This is a genomic window from Microbulbifer regidiadema (SeqCode) (assembly GCF_052467605.1).
Map to the genome: position 1 here is coordinate 179,848 of NZ_CP174316.1, position 20,743 is coordinate 200,590.

The window sequence follows — 20,743 nt, forward strand, 5'->3', positions numbered from 1 at the left end:
TCAACTTCTTTAATGGTCATAAGCTACAACGGGAGCCGGTATTTACTGCAAGTGGCGATTTCCCATTAACATTCTCTTGGCTATATAACAGTTTTGGCAATTTGGAGAAATCTGGGGCGGGGTATACGATTAATTTTGTTTACCCTGGAGAAACAGTAACCTATGCTGAAGCGCCGGTTGAGGAGAGTGAATATACCTTTAGTTTGCCACTGGATGAAGACTCCGTTTCCGAATATACCGGTAGTGCTACAGATAACTGGCGGCACAATCACAGTTACTTCCTTGCCTATTATATCTTGCCCGATGGTGAAACCGAGCGGGTAATTGCCTATCGCCCGGATGGTAGCGATCTCCATTTTTCTGATGAAGATGGTACTTTTATAGGGGAGGCCAATCGGGATTGGCGTATTGCGAAAGAGCTGGATGAGAGCGGCGAGCTGTCTGGTTGGAAGCTGGAAATTGGTGGCCGAATAGAAACCTACGATACCGCTGGTCGCGTTTTGCGAGTGGAGAACCAGCAGGGTGAAGGGATTAGCTATACCTATGACGATAGCGGTGTTTATCAGTCAGCGATTGCTGATGATAACGGCAATAGTGTTGATTTAACCTGGAGTGATGGGAAACTTATCCAAATTACTCGCAATGATGGCTCTGTGTACAAATTTGCCTACGCTGACGACGATTTGCTCAAGACCATTACTTTCCCCGGCGATGAAAACCCTCAACGTACCTTCCGTTATGAAGATGATCGTTTCCCCAATGCCCTAACCGGAGTTACTGATGAGGCAGGTAAGGTTTACAGTACCTTCACCTATGATGATCAAGGGCGAGCCATTCGCACGGAGCACAGCGATGGTGCGGAATCTATCGATGTAGAATATATCGATGACTATACGCGTCGTACGACCAATGCGCTGGATAAGCAAACCACCTATAACTATACCGAAATAGATGGCGTAAAGCGTATCACCTCTGTAGACGGTGAGGCATCGGCTAATTGCGCTGCGGCTAATAAAGGTTATACGTACGATGCTAACGGGTTTGTTGCTAGTGAGACTGATTGGGAAGGAAATACTACCACTTATACCCGTGATAATTTGGGGCGTGAGCTGACTCGGACAGAGGGTTTGGGAGCTGCTGAGTCAAAGGTAGTTGTCACTGAGTGGCATGATTCTTTTAATGTGCCTGTGAAAATCTCTACATCTGAAGATGTTGTTGAATTTGCCTATGACTCCAGTGGTCACTTGCTATCAAAAAAAATTACCCCCCAAATAGAGTTCTGAATAAATGGTTTACCAAAATCAATAAAACAGCTTAATGAGTAAGCAAATTCGAAGAGTTTGATGTGTGTTTTATAGGGTATATTTTGTGGCCCTCTAGTTGGTTGGTGGTTTGCGGAAATTAAGCGTAATTGCCGAGTAAAATTGCCTCTATATGTTATGTGATTGGGGTGGGGGTAGTTCTCAGCGTTTCTCGGTGAAAAATAGAATTCAGATCGCCTATTTCTAAAAATTAGAACTAGTGTTGGTTTTCAGGAGTGGAATAGAAAATGAGTTTCAAAGTGAAGTCTGCTTTCAATGTTGAGAGGAATAAAATACTTCTTGGCTTGCTGATGTTGGAGTCTATTTTTTTTGCGCCTAGTGTAGGTGCAGAATTTTGGCGCTATACTTTTGATGGTGGTTTTGAATCTCCTTATGAATATGTGATACAGCACCCCTTTGCGACAAAGGAAGAGGCTGCAGAATACTGGTGTGATAGCTATAATCAACCTGATAATCCTGACTATCTTTTCGTTCATAGGGTTAAAGATGTTTACATGGCGAGTGATACGGATAATGTTAGGCATTACACTGTTCTCTGTGAAACTGTACAGATAGGTTATGATGACTGGAGACAAAGTGGTGGAAGTAGTTTTTATTCGTTAAGCCCCTGTTATTACGATTGGCTTGATAAACCATGCTCATCTTCAAAAAACTTTGGTGGGTTCTCTTGTGATCAAGGGCCGTCACCAATGACAAGTCATCCTGTTAATATGCTAACAGGAAATAAGTTCTATCATGAGGTTGATTACTCTGGTTCCGATGAGTTTCCTTTAGAAATTAGCCGCTACTACAATAGCGAATTGGGCCAATGGCGACATAAATACGATCGTACACTATTTATGCTGGGTAACAGGGCTTTGGCCTATCGGCCAGATGGTAAGGTGATTGAGTTTGCCTATCTTGGCAACGGCCTGTGGAAGCCTGATCCAGGTGTAACTTTAGAGCTGAAATGGGTGCCGCCAGTCTACCACCTGATAGATTCAGATGACACGGTTGAATCTTACAGTAATACTTATGGTGTCCTCGAATCGATATCTACACCTTCAGGGGTACAGATTACCTTCTCAAGAAGCGAGAATAATCTGACGGCCACACACGTTAACGGCCAATCATTGATCTTTAAGCATGATACCAGCGGTCGGCTTATTGAAGTCGAGGTTTCTGAATCGGAAATCTACAGATATGGATATGATTCTGAAGGTCGCTTAGTTCATGTGGCTTATCCAGATAAGACCCCGGGTGTTGCTGGAAGCAACCCGTTTGGGGAGGATAATCCGTATCGTAGTTATTCTTATGCAGACTCTCGTTTTTCTAACTATATAACCAGCATTACCGATGAGTTGGGTGATGTACTTTCTGCTGTTAAGTACGATAGTGAGGGGCGAGCTATCCAAAGTGAATTGGCACTAAACGCAGATCGGATACAGTTAGATTATACTCACCTTGAGGATTCCACGGACCCAAGAGTAAAGGTCACTAATGCTTTAGGGAAGGATACCACCTATCACTACACAACGCTTCATGGGGTCAGAAAAATCACCCATGTGAAGGGGCATACAAGTACTAATTGCGCCGCAGCTAATAAAGCCTACTCTTACGATGCCAATGGTTTTGTAGCAAGTGAGACCGACTGGGAAGGAAATACTACCACTTATACCCGTGATAATTTGGGGCGCGAACTAACTCGTACAGAAGCTGCCGGTACTTCTGAAGAAAAATTAATCACTACTGAATTGCATAATACCTATAGTTTGCCTAAAAAGGTCACCACATCAAATAATATTACAGAATACAGTTATGACTCTGCGGGGCGGTTGCTTAATAGGGTCGTTACATCAGCAGAGAACGTTGAGTAGGTTTTAGTGAAAGTAATAATTTGTGCTGAGAGTGAGGTGTTCGCGATGAAGGTTCCATTTGGTTTGTATATTTGGGGGGTTAGATGAATTTTAAAATTTTTAAGTTGTTAGTTTGCACTTTATTGATATCTTTATCTATTTCTGTGCAGAGAGGAGTGGCGGAGATTGAGTGGAATTGGACTGGGCACCCACATGATCCGGCCGGGGTCTACAACTCGCCAACAAGAATATTTCCCAGCAGTGCCGCAGCAGCATGTATACTGCATATGGAATCATATAATCGGGCGGAATATGAGGATATTTACAATACATTTGTGGGTTTTGAGTTAAATTATACTGGGAGCTCGGCCAAATGTAAGTATATGAGGCATGTGAGTGCAACTTATTCTTACGGGTGGCATTCGTGGGCTTCTAAATGGTCCGATTGCAGTAATGGTTCTGAGTACAACTCTACAACAGGGGGCTGCGAAAGTGATGATGTTTGCCCTAGTGATACAGAAGGTAATCCGGTTAATATAACAACAGGAGCAAAAGTTCAACAGTTTCGGGATCTGTCTAATCTTGGCATCACCTTTACCAGAGGGTATTTCCAAAGTGATGGTCGTGCTGCATGGAGTTTTTCCCCGCTTGAAACTCTCGAGTCAATGACGGTTGGGAATGAGGAGGCATATCGCCACTATGAAAATGGCCATGAATCTATTTTTTTAAATAATAATTGTTGGTCCACATCATTAAAACGTTGCCATCAAATAGATGTGGTAGATGGAAATATTGAATTTACTTACGGTAGGTTGATCAAAGTTTTTAATTCTGACGGTAGCCTAATTGCAACAAAAGAAGTGGGTGGATCTGATGTGTATTATAGTCATGGAGAGGATAGTATTGTCATAACATCTGATGGTCAGGTGGTAGAGGTGTTTTTTGAGGAATTGCAAGATGCCAACTATAGCACCTATAAGCGTATCACTTCTGTTTCGTCTGGTGTTGAATCTGTAGACTACGAATACAATAATGATGGAATGCTTTCTAAAGTTACCTGGATGAATGGTGACTATGAGGAGTATGGGTATGACGAGGCAAGGAATACATTCTTGACGTCTCGATCTATCAATGGTGTAGTTTATGCAGAGTGGGAGTATGATGATCTCGGACGTACTATTTATTCCCTCCACTCTGAAGATACGGATAAAACCTCCTTTGACTATAGTGTTGCTAATCAGGTGACAACGACCAATGCGCTAGGTAAAAAAACCACTTACTATTTAGAGAATGTTGGCGGAATAAATCGGGTCACTTATATCGAAGGTGTTCAGTCGGATAATTGTGCTGCGTCTTCAAAATCTAGAACTTATGGTGAGGATGCTTTTATTAGTAGTAAGACAGATTGGGAGGGAAATATTACTACTTATACTCGCGACTCTTTGGGGCGAGAATTAACCCGTACCGAAGCGGCTGGCACCTCTGAGGCCAAGCTAATCACTACCGAGTGGCATGAGACCTACAATCTACCTAGAAAGGTGACAACAGCTGAGAGTATTACTGAATACAATTATGATTCAGAGGGACGATTGCTAGATAAAAAAGTCGTGCCGGTAGAAGATTCTTAATAAAAGTGAACAAATTTAAGTAAAGTGAACGAACAAAAATTCGAAGGATTTGATATGTATTTTAGCAAGTCTATTCTTGCGGGGGCGCTTAGCTTGTTGGTGGCTCATGGCACCCAGGCGGCGATTACTGAGCAGAACTGGTCCTATACCTATAATGAAGCGGGTAAGATGGAGACGGCGGATGGCCCGCGTACGGATGTCTCTGATATCACAACCTATACTTACGATAGCAATAACCGTCTAACCACCACGACCAATGCGTTGGGGCATTTGGAATCTATTCTTGAGTATGATGGGGCGGGTCGTCCGCTTAAGGCTGAGAATTCCAATGGGGTGCAAACACACTTTACCTATACCGCGCGGGGTTGGTTGGAAACCACTACGGTAAAAGCTGCATCCGGTGATTTGCTGACTACCTATACCTATGATGCGGTAGGGCAGGTGACTAATATTGCTTACCCAGATGATTCCAGCGTTACATTCGAGCATGATGCTGCACGCCGGTTGACGGCTATCGAAAACTCCCTGGGAGAGCGGGTTGAATATACCCTGGATGCCGCCGGTAATATTAAAGAAGAAAAAGTTTTTGCTGCGGATGGTACAACCTTGGTTCGCTCTGTTAGTCGCAGTTACGACGAGCTGAGCCGCTTGATTGATGTCGATGGTAATAACGGCCAGAACACTTCTATTGCCTACGATAAAAATGGCAAGCGGGTTTCCACTACGGACGGTAATTTAAATAGCACCGGCGAGGCGCGGGATGCTTTGGGCCGCGTTGAAACGGTGACCGATGCTGATGGCAATGATATCCAATATACCTACGATAGTGCCGATCGTATTACGTCTGTAACCGACCAGCGCGGCAATATTACTAGCTATGAATACGACTTCGCCGGTAACCTGATCAAGCTCACCAGCCCGGATACGGGGATTACTACTTACGATTATGATGAAGCGGGCAATTTAAAAGTTCGCACCGATGCCCGTGGAATTGTTGCCAACTATAGCTATGACGTGCTGAATCGCCTTACTGCGATCAGCTATCCCGGTAATAACAGTGAGGATGCACTGTTCAGTTATGACAGTATAGAGGAGGATAACAAAGGGGTTGGCCAACTTACGGGCTACAGCAATGATGCGGGCTCTACGGCTTTAATGTATGATGACTTGGGCCGTATTATCCAGCAGGATGATACTATCGATAGCTGGAGCTTTAGCACTCAATATAGCTACGATAGCCTTGGCCGTATTAGCAGTATCACTTATCCCTCCGGCCGTATAGTCAGCTACAGTCGAGATGCCTTGGGGCGTATTACTGCGGTAAGTACCCAGGATGACGCAGAAGCCAGTGCACGCACTATCGTCAGCAATATCCAATACCAGCCCTTTGGCGGTATTAGTTCTATGGATTACGGCAATGGCATCAGCCAGAGTTACGGTTACGATCTGGATGGCCGCCTGGAAACTGTGAGCGCCTCGGGGATCGGTAATATCCGCTCTGAGTTTTACACCTATGACTTTGCAAATAATATCACCGGTATTGCGGATAACCTGGATAACGCCAAGGACCGGGGATTTATCTACGATAAATTAAATCGGCTTACGGATGAAGGCTACATTGAGGGAGAAAACAGCTATCACTACGACTCGGTGGGCAATCGTACCCAGCAGGATGCTATCAGCACTGATGATATTGAGAGCAGTACTGTTTACAGCTATGAAGCCAGCTCCAACCGCCTGACCAGCAAAGGTGATGAGGCCTGGGTGACCGATGAGGTGGGCAACACCATCAATACGGGTGATGGTGCCAAGCAGTATACCTACAATCATGCCAACCGCCTTAAAACCTATAGCGAAGACAGCATCCTAAAGGGCACCTATTATTACAACGCCCTTGGCCAGCGGGTGCGCACAGATAAAACAGAAGACAATCTGTTGCACTATGACTTGAGTGGCCAATATCTGGCGGAGAGTAATATTGCTGCTGATGGCAGTGAAATCCAGAGTCAGATCGATTATATCTATCTCGACAATATGCCGGTGGCGCAGTTTGAGATTAGCTATAGTGAAGGTGAGGTACAGGCTAGGACATTGACCTACCTGCATACCGATCACCTAAATACTCCGCGTATTGCTACTAATCAAAGTGAAACGATTGTCTGGCGCTGGGATAGTGATGCCTTTGGTAGGTCTGAGCCTAATGCTGACCCGGATGGTGATACTAACCGGACGTTGGTCAATCTTCGGTTCCCTGGGCAGATCAAGGGTGGTGAGGCTCCTCACTACTATAATTACTTTCGAGATTACGATTCGCTTAGTGGACGTTACCTTGAGAGCGATCCTATTGGCTTACGAGGTGGAATTAACACTTATATTTATGTGAAAGGGCGCCCGTTGTCATTTACAGATAAACTTGGGCTGCTTGTGGATGTTGAATATGATAAGACACGAGGAGTTGTTACGGTAACTGATAGAGATACTGGTGCGACAGCTACCACTGGAGCATTTTCTGGAGATTCGAGTCAATTATATGATCCTGCTCCAAACGGGAAGTATTTTCTTTCGCATTTTCCTTGGTTGAAGAAATGTTATTATGCAATGGTTCGGAAGGATAGGCGCATTAACGATATTCTTGAAGGTATCCCAAGCAACTATGATGATTCAGAGGATATGCAAAATTTAAGATTTCACAGTGGATACGCAAGCCATGGCTGTGTAACAGTACCAGGTGAGTGTGGTGATTCTCCAGAATGGAATGCAATAGAACAAATATTAAAAAATACAAAGCTAGGAGATCCAATCACTATTGATGGAGAGGTGTATCCTAACTATGGAGATGTGACAATTACGGGGGAAGGTTATGGTTCTCGATAAAAATAAGTTCTTTGTTTTATTCTTTTGGTTGGTTTTTATCGAAACAGTATGCGCTTCCACTGCTGAAGAAGATAGGTATATAGCAGAATATAGCTTGGGGCGTTTGATTTTTTATCATGATCAGCTTGTTAGCTATAAAGATGGTGGTACGAATCCCTTTGGTACTGATAAAGTCTACTTTGAGTTTGAAAAAGAATTTGAAAAAGCTATAAGGCACCTTCCAGAGAATATTCGTGTTGATTTTCTGTTATCAGTATTTTGGCATTTGGGATTTCATAGTTCGAATCAAGTTGAATTCCAAAAATTGATTTTGAGTGATTGCCCGGAAGCCTTTAAAGAACGGTTGAAGATCTTTATTGATAAGGAGTCACACCTATTGCGTAATGAGCGCCGGCTCTCTAGAGCTAAGAGTTTGCTGAATGGGTTGATTACGCTTGAAGAAAATATTAAAAACAAGTAACTCTTAGAGGGAGATATGGATGCTCATGTTCTTAATGTGAGTATCCAGACTAGAAGCTGCTTCATAACTTCTTTAACGTAATTAACATGTATGCAATATAGAAAAAGCACGATAATTGGACAAATATCGCTCCCATCTAACAACTAAACGGCGGTAATTTCCCAGCCACGCAAAAGTCCGCTCAACTTTCCAACGGCGAGCGTACCTTCTGAGCTTTCTGCCATCCTGTCTTGAGGCTTTTTTCCTATTTCTCCTATGTGGACAGATAAGGTCGATTCCACGACTCAACAGGCTATCTCTAAGAGGATCTGAGTTCGCCGCTTTATCATAAACTAAGCGATGAATCTTTGTATTTTTATACGTAACATCAAGTAATGGGTGTAATAACTTCACTTCTGCTGGTGAGGCCGAAGTAATGGTGCCTCCCAGTGGAATACCTTCGCCATCGACCACCACCATCCACTTTGAACCCTTGCCCCGCTTGGTTTTCCCGATTTCGAAGCCCCTTTTTTTGCGGGCGCAAAGCTGCCATCAGAAAAAGCCTCCTCCCAGTTAAGCAAAGACTGCTGATCCAACAGCTCCAGGAATCTTCTCCATGCCTGTAACCAAGCTCCTTGCTCTTCCCAAAATTGAAGTCTTCTCCAGCATGTACTCGGTGATGGATAGTGTGAGGGAAGATCTTTTCATCGCGCTCCAGAACGCAAAATCCACAGGGTGCCTTCAAAACAGGCTCGATTATCAATCGGTTTTGGGCCTCCCTTTCCTCGTTTTAACTCAGGAAGACAAGGTTCAATCAATTTCCATTGATCATCGGTTAACTCAGACTTGAATCGGCTCACTATTGCTGGACTTTTTTCTATGTAATTGCGTGAGAATAGCCGATTTAAAGTTATGAAACAGCCTCTATTAGTTTTTAGGTATTTATCTATACTTCAGGTAGTCTTAAATAGGTACACTTCAGGGTCTGCATGGGGGCTACGGTGGAGTTGTTTTATTTTGACTCTAAGCCAGTTTGTTTTTTGCCCTTAATTTCCGGGCGCAAGTGCACATCAGTTTCTCTGGTTCGTCGTCCTTTTCATGAAGGCTTTCCTTACCTTATATCCATGCAACGATATTTCCGATCAACAGAAGCCTGCAAAGCAGGTATAGTCACCGGCATTAGCTTGGGTCGTTGTTTTTTCTGCTTGTTGTGCCAATAAGTAAAGGTGCTGAGCTTTAACTGGTGATGCTGGCAGTATGCCGTTTGGGAAAGATCGCTGCTGTTCCAGGCAGTGATATGCTCCTGCCAGAAATCGGATTTGCTCTGGTTGTCCATTGAGAATTCCTGATCATTAAAAATCAGGGGAGTAGAGAAAATCTGACTGGTATTTTAGATGGGGTTACTTGATCGCTTACGGAGGTTCCAACCTAAACAGCAGTTATTAGTTGTTATCTGATGTTCCCCAAGCCCTGCACATAAAAAATATAGGCACAAAAATGATCTTATTGGAATTTATTAAGTTTGTTTTAATGTCAAAGCTGCGTAGAATCGGTAGATATTTTTAGTATTTTGATCGTAATTGAGCGAGCCGATTAAAAAGGCTTTACAGACTTGAAGGTTTCGAGAGAACCGAGAATTTTCTAAAAGATCCATTCCCTAAAAGGAGAACGGTAGCGTGACATAAGAGTAAGTAAAAGGCGCTGACCCAAGGTGCTACCAACACCCGGGGCCAGCTAACCAAGTTGATAATCTGACTATCAAAATGGCTATATGGATAATACGCTAGAAACCCACTCGTCTTCAATAAAGTGGAGTACATTCAGTAGTTTGGGACCGATTCCCAGGCTCTGGAAGTCTAGCGCCCGCCTTTTCCTCTTCTGTGCCTACCGCCCTCGCGCACCACCCCACATTTCCTCCAAACGTTGAATCACAAGTTCCCCCATCCCGGAAGTGCCCAAACTTTGATTATTGAAGGAAATGAGAATGTTGATTTTAAAGCGACGGACAGGTGAGTATCTACGAATTGGAGCAAATGTCTCAGTCACAGTGCTGGAGGTAAAAGGTAATCAAGTTAAGATGGGTATAAGCGCACCCAAGTCACTGCCTATCCATCGTGAAGAAGTCTATGTGAGGATCAAAAAGAAACAGAAAGTGGAGGCTTGAATATGTCGTAAGGAGACAATTCCGGGAGGCAGGCGATTAAGAAGCTAGACTCCAAACATAAAGTTTTAGCCTTTGGCTGGCAGGCGGTGTATGCACTCGGGTTCGAGTGTCTCTTTGCTGCCAAAAGGCTCTTTTGAATATCAAAGCTAGTTAGGTGGCGAAAGGGCTAATTGTTTTCTGTTAGGTGAAATTTAGAATTCTCCATTTCTTTTGTATTACAAGTTGAACTTGCAATCCTTGCTAAAAAGCCCGTTTTTATTTATGCCCCTTTGAAGATACCTTCCACCTTATCTCGATGCAGTGATATTTCCGAGCTTCTTTCGCAATTGCACCCAATAGGGCTTGGGTAATCTCTTCTTTTCGGTTTGTATCGCAATCCCCGATATATAGCTCACTGATAATAGCCCAGGCCGCCGAGCTTTCACTTTCTGGAATAATATTAAAGCTGATATACCCCTCAAGGTTGTGGTCTTGTTCCACAACCAGCACTTGATGCTCTTTCCTCTGAAACAACCTATTTTGCAATTCAATCTGGGTTATATGGAAGGTGTCAGTTGAATTATTATGCTTGGCTAAGCAGCGCATCATATTGTAGAGATAAAAACAGTCGGTGGGGTGGGCATGGCGAACAAACATATCAGTACCATTTAATCAGTATTTCTTTGAGTCGACGTTTGATAGCTTGGTACAGCCTTATGCCAAGCTATGTCATCCTGTAAGAGGCTAACAATAGGAATTAAATTGATTTGGCTGTTTCTTGGATGAGGGTGAATCCTTCATCTAGCCATCCGGTGATGCCGCCGATCATTTTCTTGACCGGCCTGTTAAGTGTTGCCAGTCTGATAGCTGCTTTTTCTGTCGCATTACAGTGTGGGCCTGCACAATAGACGACAAATAATGTATCTGAAGGGTATTCGCTCAGCCTGTCTTTATTGATACGGCTGTATGGCAAGGATTCAGCTGTTTGTATATGTCCGTTTTTATAGGCCTCTTCACCTCGCACATCTAAAAGTACGAAATCCTTACGATTTTGGCTGATTGCGTGGTGTACATCCCAGCAGTCTGTTTCAAAAGATAGGAGGTTTTGGAAGTGGTTTAGCGCATCTTGGCTGTTGGCAGCGGGCACTCTACTTACGGCTGAACTCATAAATTACTCCCGGTGATTTCTCGGTGGTTCGTCAGGTTTCCAAGTGGCGATAGTGTCCCTTTTTGGTTGCTGCCGGGCGATCTACCTCTGAGCCAGATAGCATTAATTTTGCGCCAATTCTGCGTGCAAACTTGTGGGTCGGTTTTGGCTAGTGGGATTCGGCTTTACTTATTTGAGGGTGATGGTGATTTACCGATTAAATAATGCTTCAAAGGTTGAGGGTTTTATTCCCAGCATTGCTTTCAATAACTGCTCAACTGGGTATGCTGGGTTGGATTTATTCGTTAACCTAATTTAATTAACTGCTGAGGGTTAGGGGTACCTATGTCGACGTTGGCACAAAAGCTTTATAACAGCCAGAAAGTGGCTATCCTCGCCCACCGCCAGGTGTCTCTCTTCGAGCTCGGCTGCGCTACCGAACTTTTCTGCTTGCCCCGCCCGGAACTCAGTGAGCTCTATACAGGGGAGGTTGTGACTTTCGCGGAGGAACCCCCTTTGGCGACCGGTGGTCTAGCTCTGTCCTGTCGGCAAATAGAGAGCTTGATGGATTACGATCTGCTGGTGATCCCCTGTTGGTCGACCACTGTGCAGCCACGGGATAGCTACTTAGAGCGGGTATATAGAGGTGTAACCGAATTTGCCGCTGCCGGCCGTCAGATTCTCACTTTTTGCTCCGGTGCTTTTCTACCTGCAGAACTGGGGCTGTTTGATGGCCGCCAGGCGACTACTCACTGGTTGTTTGCGGAGCGTTTTCGTGAGCGCTTTCCCGCAGTGATGTACGTGGGGGATGTTCTCTATGTTTGGGAGGGCTCACTGGCCTGTGCTGCGGGCAGTACCGCCGCTATCGATCTGGGGATTGAGTTCCTGCGGCGCAACCACGGTTATAAAGTGGCCAATTCAGTAGCGCGGAGGTTGGTGATGGCACCCCACCGGCAGGGTGGTCAGGCCCAATATGTGGAGATGCCGGTTACCAAGCGGCCGGATCACTTCTCCGCTGCGCTGGATTGGGCGATTGGCAATTTGGATGGCGCTATCAAAATTGATGATATGGCGCAGCAGGCCCATTTGTCCCGCCGCAGCTTTGATCGAAAGTTTCGCCAATCGATGGGCATAGCTCCTAAGGAGTGGTTGATTCAGCAGCGCTTGCGGGCGGCGCAGAAGGCGCTGGAGTCCGGCAAAGAGTCTGTCGATAGGGCGGCCCAAGTGGCGGGCTTTGAGAATAGTGCGACCTTGCGCCACCACTTTCGCCGGGTATTTGGTGTTTCACCCAGTGAGTATCAGCGTCAATTTCAAGTTTCCGCCAAGGGGGGCGTCGAAGCTTAGGTTTGTCGGCGTGTTGGTACAGCTATGGGGTGTCGGTACCTTTGGTTGATACACCCCCGGGCGCTAAAGGGGTATGATTCGATCTTTATGGCCTGATGACAGTACAGACTACGAAGGAACTATGACGAAACAGCGCGTATTAACCGGTATTACAACAACCGGTACCCCACACCTGGGGAATTATGTGGGTGCAATCCGTCCGGCGATCGCCGCGAGTCAGGATGAAAACAACCAATCTTTCTACTTTCTGGCGGACTACCACGCACTGATTAAGTGCCAGGACCCTGAGCAGGTCCACCAGTCCACCCTGGAGATCGCTGCAACTTGGCTGGCCCTGGGACTGAATACCGATAATGTGGTGTTCTATCGCCAGTCCGACGTTCCTGAAATTCCTGAACTGACCTGGCTGCTTACCTGTATGACAGGCAAGGGCCTGATGAACCGGGCCCACGCTTATAAGGCGGCAGTCGATGCCAACCGCGCCGATGGTGAGGATTCGGACTTTGGTGTCACTATGGGGCTGTACAGCTACCCGGTTCTGATGGCGGCGGACATGTTGATGTTCAATGCCAACAAAGTCCCCGTGGGTAAAGATCAGGTACAGCATATCGAAATGGCCCGGGATATTGCCCAGCGCTTCAACCACCACTACGGCGAGCACTTCTCTCTGCCAGAGGCGGTGGTCGATGACCATGTAGCGGTGTTGCAGGGCCTGGATGGGCGCAAGATGAGCAAGAGTTATGGCAATACCATCCCCTTGTTCCTGCCCGAGAAGAAGCTGAAAAAGCATATCAACAAAATCAAAACCAATCTGCTGGAGCCGGGCGAGCCAAAAGATCCAGATACGTCCACCGTATTTCAGGTTTGGCAGGCGTTTGCGACAGAAGAGCAGACTGCGGAGATGCGCAAGGCCTTTGAGGAGGGGATTGCCTGGGGCGAGGCGAAGAAGCAGTTGTTTGAGCTGGTGAACGGACAGATTAGCGAGGCCCGTGAGCGCTACAATGAGCTACTGGCCAATCCGGGCGAAATTGAAGCGGAGCTGGAGAAGGGGGCGCTTAAAGCTCGCGCTTACTCGGCGCCCTTTATCGAGAAGTTGCGTCATGCGGTGGGTATCCGCAAGATCGGTTAAAACTATTCCTAAAAAAGTGGGAGGTCATGGAGTCGTGGCCTCCCTTGAAGAAAAAATAATAAATGTAGGGGGCAAACATGGAAAATGTTCAAGCAAATCCTAATGTCGGCAATAGTGCCGAGAATAAAACTGGTTGGCTCAACCGGGCACTCAATTTTATTGAGGTGGTCGGTAATAAGCTGCCAGATCCCGCAGTTCTGTTTTTAATCTTGATGGTGGGAATCTGGGTGCTCTCCTGGCTTCTCGCCGGTGTTAATTTCGAGGCTTTACACCCGGCGACGGGAGAGGCCATACAGGTAACCAATCTGCTATCGAGCAGTGAGATAGCCCGCTTTCTATCCAGTATGGTGACCACCTTCACCAGTTTTGCGCCTCTGGGCGTTGTATTGGTGGCTATGTTAGGTGTTGGCGTGGCGGAGCAGAGTGGCTTTATCAATGCGGTACTGAAAAAGCTATTGGCGGTAACCCCGCAGATGTTACTGACACCGATGCTGATTCTGGTGGCGATTGTCAGCCATACCGCTGTGGATGCGGGCTATGTGTTGGTAATCCCTCTCGGCGGAGTGATTTTCTACGCGGCGGGTCGCCACCCATTGGCGGGTATCGCGGCGGCATTTGCCGGTGTTTCCGGCGGCTTCTCTGCTAACTTTGTGCCCTCGGCAATCGACCCTCTGTTGCAGGGCTTTACGCAGACCGCTGCGCAGATTGCCAATCCGGAGATGCAGTTAAACCCGCTCAATAACTGGTTCTTCACCTCGGCCTCCTGCCTGCTGGTGACCCTGTTGGGTTGGTGGCTGACGGATAAAGTGATCGAGCCGCGTCTCAAGAGTGTTGAGATTGATGGCGATGAAGCGGATATGCCGGTAATGCAGGAACTGGGTGCCCGCGAGAGAAAAGCGATGTACCTGGCAGTGACGGTAATGCTCGCCGGTATTGTCGGGCTTGTGGCCTGGATGCTGCCGGAGACCTCGGCACTGCGCGATGCCGAAGGCCAGTTGGCCTCCTTTGCTGCGCCGGTGATGAAGTCGATTGTACCGCTGATTTTCCTGCTGTTTGTGATTCCCGGGATTGTCTTTGGCTACGCCGCTGGCACCTTCCGCCAGAGCAAGGATGTTATCGATGCGATGTCTAAAACCATGGGCTCCATGGCTTATTACATCGTGATGGCATTTTTCTGTGCGCTGTTTATCTCGGAGTTTGCCCGCTCTGGCTTGGGCACGCTGCTCTCTGTCGAGGGGGGGAGCTTGCTTGCGGCGATGGAGTTGCCGGGTCCGATTACTCTGATGGGTATTATTGTACTGGTGGCCTTTATCAACTTGTTTGTGGGTTCTGCATCGGCCAAGTGGGCGCTGTTGTCTCCCATATTTGTTCCCATGTTGATGCAAATCGGCTTCTCACCAGACCTTACCCAGGCAGCTTACCGGGTGGGTGATTCCTCCACCAATATTATTACCCCGCTGATGCCTTACTTCCCTTTGGTGGTGGTTTACTGTCAGCGCTACGTGAAAGGAACAGGTATTGGTACCCTGGTTTCTATTATGTTGCCTTACTCTGTTGTATTCCTGATTTGTTGGTCGCTGTTCCTGGTGGCCTACTGGACGCTGGGAATGCCTCTGGGGGTGCAGGCTAGCTATACCTACCCTTAACGCGCAATCTGACTGAAATAAAATCCCAAGCTGGATGGCCGCTGTCGAGCAGCTGTCCAGCCCTCTCTGCTCACTCAAAGTGAGGTCTTAGCTCCCCCTTTTTTTATCTATTGGCCAGAAATTAATTGCACACTCGTGCAATTTAACTGCTGTCAGATCATTTTTTATACCGTTATTTTTGGCATTCACTGCCGCGAGGACACTTTTAGTAAAAAAATGTTCCAATAATGTTGTAGATGATAACGATTCCTATTAGGATTCGCGACCAGTTACCGGGGTCACAGTCCTATTGTGATCCACCCAAATTTAGTTGGCATTGAGGGACCTCATGAGTACCGCTCGAACAAAAAGTATGCAAAAAGCTTCTCCTGTAATTTCTGGAATCAGCCGCTCTTTATTGGCGCTGGCTATTGCTGCGGGCGGTTCTGCGGCGTTTGCTGCGGACGGAAAAGATGAGCGCATCGAAGAGGTGAATGTTACTGGTGAGCTGAATTTATCTCGCCAGACCTCCATTGGTAAGCTGGATATTCCGGTTGATGAGACTCCCTTTTCTATCTCCTTGCGGGATAAAGATTTCTTAGACTCTATTGGTGCGAAGTCTGTACAGGACGCATTGCAGTATGTTGCTGGTGTTAATGGTGGGACTTACGGTGTAGATGCGCGTGGTGACTGGTCATCAGTTCGTGGCGTAGACCCGGTTATGTTTATCGATGGCCTTCAGTCTATCTTTGGTAGCTACACCAGCTCTCGTGCCAATGCATATGCTTTCGAGCGTGTTGAAATTCTGAAAGGCCCATCTTCTGTTCTTTATGGACAGGGCTCTACAGGTGGTATTGTAAATCTGGTCTCTAAGCGCCCCAAAAGCGAGTTTGGTGGTGAAGTGATGGTTCAGGCTGGTGACTACGACCGTATGGTTGTAGCTGGCGATGTGACCGGAGCAATAGATAGCTCCGAGCAGTGGTTATACCGAGTAGTTGGCTACAACCGCGATGCAGATGCGCAAGTTGATCATGTAGATGACAACAGTACCCTGTTTATGCCTTCAGTTTCCTGGCGCCCGAGCGCTAATACAGAAGTCACTTTCCTGACCTCTTATCAGAAAGATGAGACCGGCACTACCACCGCATTTCTACCCTGGGGCGGCACCCGGATTGATAATGTTAACGGCGATATTCCTACCGATACTTTCTTGAGCGAGCCGGGCTGGGATAAATACGATACTGAGCAAACATCTTACAGTGTTTGGGTTGATCACCGCTTTAGTGATAGCTGGGCATTAAATGCCGGATTGCGCTATTCCGAAGGGGAGGTTGACTACAACTCTATGTGGGCCAACTTTGATCTTACCCGTCTCAACCCAGATATCAGTGAAGTGACACGTACGATCTATATGAGCGATGCTACCAGCGACTTGCTCATCTTCGATCTACGTATGTCTGGGGAATTTGCTACGGGCCCATTCGAGCACCAAGTTTCTTTTGGTCTGGATAGCCAGGATGCTACGACGACAAACGATCGCCTGTACTTAAATGGGCTCGGTGGCACTATTGATATCTTTGAGCCTGTTTACGGTTATGTACCTACAGGTCTGAGTAGTTTGAATGATTTGGAGGGCTTAACTGATTATTGGTATGCCTCCGAAACAAATACCGAGCAACTGGGTTTCTATTTCCAGGATCAAATATCTATTCAAAACTGGATCATTACCACTGGTATTCGTCGAGATAATGCGAAGTCCGAGTCTGGTGGTGTATCGTTTGATGACGATGCCACAACTATGCGTTTTGGTGTAATGTATGCTTTCGATAATGGCATTACACCTTACGTTAGTTATTCTGAGTCTTTTGAGCCAGTGAATGACGCTGACGAAAACGGAACCCCTTACAAGCCGGTTGAGGGTGAGCAGGTTGAAGCTGGTATTAAATATCAGCCGGAAGGCACTAATCTGCTGGTTACAGCCTCCGCTTTCGAGATCAAGCAAAAGAATTTGCTAGTGAACTCTGGTACTGTGGGTTATCTAGCACAGGTTGGTGAAGCTACCTTTGATGGGTTTGAGTTAGAGGCTGTGGGCCAGCTTGGCGATTTAAGTTTGGTGGCTAACTATAATAATCTCAATGTTGAAGATAGCATTGAAGCTGTCCCTGAAGAGCAGTTTTCCGTATGGGGGAACTATGACTTCAGCAAGCTACTGCCTGGTTTGAATGCTGGTATCGGTGTTCGCTATGTAGGTGAGAGCTCCACAGGTGTTAATGATTCAACCGGAACCTTCCCGTCCTATAACCCGTCATACACTCTGTATGATGCGTCTATCGGCTACACCCTGGAAAGCTGGAAGTTCCAGCTGAATGCCAAAAACCTGACCGACGAGGTTCATACCACCGCTTGTCTGAGCCGTGGTGACTGCTTCTACGGTGAGCGCCGTTACGTGACTGCCGAGGCGCGTTACATTTTCTAAGTTAGTGTAGGCTGGGAGTCTGCACGCAGGGGGAGTCTGCGGGCAGGCTCCCTTTTTTACGTTTTAGCAACCGACGGGAGTCGAGTTTCTCGCTGTGATGGTTATGCCAATGTCTTTTTATATGGTTGCCGCCGCCTCCAGCGCCTTTGCGTTGGCTGGTATTTTGCTCCTTTATTCCGCATGGTCCCGCAGAGGGGCAGAACCTGTACGCCGCTGGAGTGGCTGGGGCGCTATGGTGCTATCGGCCTGTGGTTGGAGCTCGATCGTTGGGGTGGAATATGGAATCAGTATTGCCACGCTGATAGTAATGCTGGGTGTCTTTGGGCTTTTGGCTCTTAAAAGTGATTGGCCCAGTGGTCCGAGACCCCTTGAAAAACAGCGCTCGGGAACTCCCGAATCTCAAGCCCTGCACCTATTGTGGTTGCGGGGCTTTTTGCGTTTTCTGGCCACCTTTCTTTTACCCACTGCCAGCGCATTGATTGCCGCTTTGCTGTTTTTTGGCTTTACCGGATTCTCTGAAACTGTCCGCTTGGTCGGCGGTGCATTCTTGGCGGTGACGATTTGGACTTTGGCGATGATTTGGTGTTGTGCCGATAAAAAGTTGCGGCGCCCCTCCGCAGCCCTACTGGGCTTCTCAGCAATCAGCGGCTTACTGTTAGCCTTTGCACTGCCCGCTTCGGCGGCGTAGATACACGGACTTGAGTAGGAATTGAGCGTGAAATTTTCCTTTAAACCCACCCCTGGCTTTGTCCGCGATATGACCAATGGGCACTCGGTTCTCGGCCTAGCGGTATCCACTCTTTTGTATATTGTCTGTGTTAGCGGAACACTGGCGGTTTTTTACAATGAGTTCGAGCGCTGGGAGCAGGCCTCCGAGCTGGAAAACCTCAATGTTGAGGCCTCTGTGTATCAGACGGCTACCGAGAACGCCATTGCGTTAGCCAAACAAGAAAAAGAGGATCTCAAGTCAATTACCTTTACCATCCCCAATCAGGATAAGCCCAGATTGGTGGTTGAAGTTGGGGATATAGAGCGATACGTCGCAGAAGATGGTTCCCTACAGGGTAAAGTGGAGCACGAGTGGACACACTTTCTGGCCTACTTGCATTTTGCACTCAATCTGCCGGTTGGCTATGGAGTAATATTGGTTGGCCTGATTGGTGTGGTGATGTCAGCACTGATTGTTTCAGGCTTGTTGGCCCACCCCAAAATTATCAAGGATGCTTTCTCCTTCCGCCTCTCTGGCTCCAAGCGCTTGCAGCAAGTGGATCTGCATAACCGCCTGGGGGTTTGGGCCGCTCCTTTCCATCTGGCAATCGCGATTACGGGAGCTTTTATCGGCCTGTCCCAGGTGGCCTCTTTCGCAATTGCCGGCGTATTCTTCGGCGGGGATACGGAGAAGGTCGAGCATATGCTCTATGCAGAGCACCCGGTGATGGAGGAAAACGCCCCTGAGGCTGATTACCCAGACTATGGGGCAATCCTTGCCGCAATGGATCGTATCGCACCGCAAGAAGAGCGCACCCGTATTGAGGTGGCGTTCCCGGGGCGTGCGGGGCAGGTGGTTGAGGTGTGGACGCGGGTTCCCGAGCGCCTGGTTTGGGGCGAGCGCTACCACTTCAATCCCGATGGCAGCCTGATTGAGAAAGAGGGATGGTCCGAGGGCGATGGGGCCAAACAGGTTTATCTCTCCACCTTCCGTTTGCATTTCGGTCATTTTTCCGGTTTCCCGGTAAAAATTGCTTACTTCCTGCTGGGGGTGGGCATGTGTCTGTTGGTGGTATCCGGTATCAATATTTGGCTGGTGCACAAGCGTCAGCGGGGTAATCCCGCCGTGCGCCTGGAGCGCGTCTGGACTGCCCAGGTATGGGGAATACCATTTGCCATTGCGTTGAGCGCGGTGACTTATCTGGCGTTTAAACTAAATGCCGCACAGGTATTCTGGTTGGTGACCTTGCTTCTCAGCGTGGCGGCGGCCTTTACCGGCACGGTGGCAAAATGGTCTATGTCTCTGCGTATTGCCACCATTCTCGCCTGTGTGGCCGCCGTTGCGGTGCATGTGGCGCAGTTTGGCGAGGACTCCTTTGTGCGCGCTTCCCTGGTCGTAAACGCGGTGTGGCTGCTGATTGCCGCTGGTATTGCGGCCTCGTGCATTTACAGCAGGGCGCGTGAGCACAGCAGCGAACCGGCATCACTCAATGCGGGCCCGGTAGTTAGTCACTAAACCACCGGTCCAATAGGGAATCCGGCATTTGCCGTGCCGGATTCCCTGTGCCCTCCTTATTTGCAGGCTGGGCGCAACATTTCTATATGGGGTATGCCGTCTTCCTGGTAGGGCGCCGATACCTGCTCAAATCCAAACTCTCCGTAGAACTTCTCCAGGTGCTGCTGGGCCGAAATGCGAATGCCGGCACTGGGATACTCTTTGCAGGTGTGCTCAATCGCGCGGCGAATAAGCTCTTTGCCAAGGCCGGTGCCGCGACTGGCCTCTGCGGTGAGCACCCTTCCTATAGAGGGCTCCCGGTACTTGAGCCCCGGAAAAACCACGCGTAGGTAGGCCATCACCTGGGGTGCCTGCGCGTTACCCTCCCAGCAGATAAGGTGCCAGGACTGCTGGTCTTTCCCATCCGCATCCTGATAGGGACAATCCTGCTCGACCGTAAAAACCTCCTGTCGTACCCGAAGAACTTCGTAGAGTTGGTTGAGCGTAAGCTCATTAAAACTGCACCATTGCCACTGCATAAAGACGAATTCCAGTTTGTTTTAGCTTAATAATAGATT

Annotated in this window: 18 protein-coding genes; 12 read left to right on the top strand and 6 right to left on the bottom strand. The window is 47.6% G+C overall.

From position 1 onward, the window contains the following. Positions 1–101 precede the first annotated feature (101 nt). The 5 genes from ACJJIF_RS01555 (at position 102) to ACJJIF_RS01575 (ending at position 8,119) form a co-directional block, all read left to right on the top strand. Positions 102–1,283, top strand: coding sequence for a hypothetical protein (locus tag ACJJIF_RS01555; RefSeq protein WP_444930499.1), 1,182 nt, complete (start codon positions 102–104; stop codon positions 1,281–1,283). A gap of 266 nt (positions 1,284–1,549) precedes the next feature. Further along, positions 1,550–3,178 (top strand): DUF6531 domain-containing protein, encoded by a 1,629-nt coding sequence (locus ACJJIF_RS01560; protein ID WP_444930500.1) that lies wholly within the window; start codon positions 1,550–1,552, stop codon positions 3,176–3,178. 83 nt (positions 3,179–3,261) lie between these two features. After that, entirely contained in the window at positions 3,262–4,785 is a 1,524-nt protein-coding gene (locus ACJJIF_RS01565) for a hypothetical protein (RefSeq protein ID WP_444930501.1), read from the top strand. A 54-nt stretch (positions 4,786–4,839) separates the two neighbouring features. After that, positions 4,840–7,659 carry an RHS repeat-associated core domain-containing protein gene (locus tag ACJJIF_RS01570; protein WP_444930502.1) on the top strand — a complete coding sequence of 940 codons (2,820 nt, stop codon included), beginning with the start codon at positions 4,840–4,842 and terminating at the stop codon, positions 7,657–7,659. Beyond that, positions 7,646–8,119: a hypothetical protein gene (locus ACJJIF_RS01575; RefSeq protein WP_444930503.1), complete on the top strand. Its 474-nt coding sequence runs from the start codon at positions 7,646–7,648 to the stop codon at positions 8,117–8,119. Before ACJJIF_RS01570 ends, ACJJIF_RS01575 begins: the two co-directional genes overlap by 14 nt. An 81-nt stretch (positions 8,120–8,200) precedes the next feature. On the opposite strand, the gene ACJJIF_RS01580 is transcribed toward ACJJIF_RS01575, so the two are convergent. The 3 genes from ACJJIF_RS01580 to tnpA all read right to left on the bottom strand — a co-directional run bounded on the left by ACJJIF_RS01580 (position 8,201) and on the right by tnpA (position 9,434). Next, entirely contained in the window at positions 8,201–8,614 is a 414-nt protein-coding gene (locus ACJJIF_RS01580; protein WP_444932302.1) for a transposase, read from the bottom strand. 188 nt (positions 8,615–8,802) lie between these two features. Next, complete coding sequence (locus ACJJIF_RS01585) at positions 8,803–8,958, bottom strand: transposase (protein WP_444930504.1); 156 nt, start codon at positions 8,956–8,958, stop codon at positions 8,803–8,805. Positions 8,959–9,209: 251 nt separating this feature from the next. After that, positions 9,210–9,434 (bottom strand): IS66 family insertion sequence element accessory protein TnpA, encoded by a 225-nt coding sequence (tnpA, locus tag ACJJIF_RS01590; protein ID WP_444930505.1) that lies wholly within the window; start codon positions 9,432–9,434, stop codon positions 9,210–9,212. Between the two features lie 648 nt (positions 9,435–10,082). Between tnpA and csrA the strand changes: the two genes are divergently transcribed. After that, positions 10,083–10,262: a carbon storage regulator CsrA gene (gene csrA, locus ACJJIF_RS01595; RefSeq protein ID WP_444930506.1), complete on the top strand. Its 180-nt coding sequence runs from the start codon at positions 10,083–10,085 to the stop codon at positions 10,260–10,262. Between the two features lie 255 nt (positions 10,263–10,517). Here csrA and ACJJIF_RS01600 read toward each other — a convergent pair whose 3' ends face one another. Both ACJJIF_RS01600 and ACJJIF_RS01605 read right to left on the bottom strand, forming a co-directional pair. After that, positions 10,518–10,898, bottom strand: coding sequence for a hypothetical protein (locus tag ACJJIF_RS01600; protein ID WP_444930507.1), 381 nt, complete (start codon positions 10,896–10,898; stop codon positions 10,518–10,520). 100 nt (positions 10,899–10,998) lie between these two features. Then, positions 10,999–11,409, bottom strand: a complete 411-nt coding sequence (locus tag ACJJIF_RS01605; protein ID WP_108732612.1) for a rhodanese-like domain-containing protein — start codon at positions 11,407–11,409, stop codon at positions 10,999–11,001. A gap of 324 nt (positions 11,410–11,733) precedes the next feature. Here ACJJIF_RS01605 and ACJJIF_RS01610 point away from each other — a divergent pair, with 324 nt between their 5' ends. From ACJJIF_RS01610 to ACJJIF_RS01635, 6 genes are all read left to right on the top strand, one after another. After that, positions 11,734–12,732, top strand: coding sequence for a helix-turn-helix domain-containing protein (locus ACJJIF_RS01610; RefSeq protein ID WP_444930508.1), 999 nt, complete (start codon positions 11,734–11,736; stop codon positions 12,730–12,732). Positions 12,733–12,853: 121 nt separating this feature from the next. Next, positions 12,854–13,861 (top strand): tryptophan--tRNA ligase, encoded by a 1,008-nt coding sequence (locus ACJJIF_RS01615; protein WP_444930509.1) that lies wholly within the window; start codon positions 12,854–12,856, stop codon positions 13,859–13,861. 77 nt (positions 13,862–13,938) lie between these two features. Beyond that, positions 13,939–15,507: an AbgT family transporter gene (locus ACJJIF_RS01620; RefSeq protein WP_444930510.1), complete on the top strand. Its 1,569-nt coding sequence runs from the start codon at positions 13,939–13,941 to the stop codon at positions 15,505–15,507. Positions 15,508–15,859: 352 nt separating this feature from the next. Then, the gene (locus ACJJIF_RS01625; protein WP_444930511.1) at positions 15,860–17,962 is read left to right on the top strand and encodes a TonB-dependent siderophore receptor; all 2,103 of its coding nucleotides are present in this window, start codon (positions 15,860–15,862) and stop codon (positions 17,960–17,962) included. A 109-nt stretch (positions 17,963–18,071) separates the two neighbouring features. Continuing rightward, positions 18,072–18,650 carry a hypothetical protein gene (locus ACJJIF_RS01630; protein WP_444930512.1) on the top strand — a complete coding sequence of 193 codons (579 nt, stop codon included), beginning with the start codon at positions 18,072–18,074 and terminating at the stop codon, positions 18,648–18,650. 27 nt (positions 18,651–18,677) lie between these two features. Further along, a complete protein-coding gene (locus tag ACJJIF_RS01635) occupies positions 18,678–20,186 on the top strand; it encodes a PepSY-associated TM helix domain-containing protein (protein WP_444930513.1) in 1,509 nt (502 codons plus the stop codon). A gap of 56 nt (positions 20,187–20,242) precedes the next feature. Here ACJJIF_RS01635 and ACJJIF_RS01640 read toward each other — a convergent pair whose 3' ends face one another. Next, the gene (locus ACJJIF_RS01640; RefSeq protein ID WP_444930514.1) at positions 20,243–20,704 is read right to left on the bottom strand and encodes a GNAT family N-acetyltransferase; all 462 of its coding nucleotides are present in this window, start codon (positions 20,702–20,704) and stop codon (positions 20,243–20,245) included. Positions 20,705–20,743: the final 39 nt, after the last annotated feature.

Coding starts and splice junctions, on each gene's coding strand:
- ACJJIF_RS01560 (WP_444930500.1), top strand. CDS start 1,550: ATGAGTTTCAAAGTGAAGTCTGCTTTCAATGTTGAGAGGAATAAAATA.
- ACJJIF_RS01565 (WP_444930501.1), top strand. CDS start 3,262: ATGAATTTTAAAATTTTTAAGTTGTTAGTTTGCACTTTATTGATATCT.
- ACJJIF_RS01570 (WP_444930502.1), top strand. CDS start 4,840: ATGTATTTTAGCAAGTCTATTCTTGCGGGGGCGCTTAGCTTGTTGGTG.
- ACJJIF_RS01575 (WP_444930503.1), top strand. CDS start 7,646: ATGGTTCTCGATAAAAATAAGTTCTTTGTTTTATTCTTTTGGTTGGTT.
- tnpA (WP_444930505.1), bottom strand. CDS start 9,434: ATGGACAACCAGAGCAAATCCGATTTCTGGCAGGAGCATATCACTGCC.
- csrA (WP_444930506.1), top strand. CDS start 10,083: ATGTTGATTTTAAAGCGACGGACAGGTGAGTATCTACGAATTGGAGCA.
- ACJJIF_RS01600 (WP_444930507.1), bottom strand. CDS start 10,898: ATGTTTGTTCGCCATGCCCACCCCACCGACTGTTTTTATCTCTACAAT.
- ACJJIF_RS01605 (WP_108732612.1), bottom strand. CDS start 11,409: ATGAGTTCAGCCGTAAGTAGAGTGCCCGCTGCCAACAGCCAAGATGCG.
- ACJJIF_RS01610 (WP_444930508.1), top strand. CDS start 11,734: ATGTCGACGTTGGCACAAAAGCTTTATAACAGCCAGAAAGTGGCTATC.
- ACJJIF_RS01615 (WP_444930509.1), top strand. CDS start 12,854: ATGACGAAACAGCGCGTATTAACCGGTATTACAACAACCGGTACCCCA.
- ACJJIF_RS01620 (WP_444930510.1), top strand. CDS start 13,939: ATGGAAAATGTTCAAGCAAATCCTAATGTCGGCAATAGTGCCGAGAAT.
- ACJJIF_RS01625 (WP_444930511.1), top strand. CDS start 15,860: ATGCAAAAAGCTTCTCCTGTAATTTCTGGAATCAGCCGCTCTTTATTG.
- ACJJIF_RS01630 (WP_444930512.1), top strand. CDS start 18,072: ATGTCTTTTTATATGGTTGCCGCCGCCTCCAGCGCCTTTGCGTTGGCT.
- ACJJIF_RS01640 (WP_444930514.1), bottom strand. CDS start 20,704: ATGCAGTGGCAATGGTGCAGTTTTAATGAGCTTACGCTCAACCAACTC.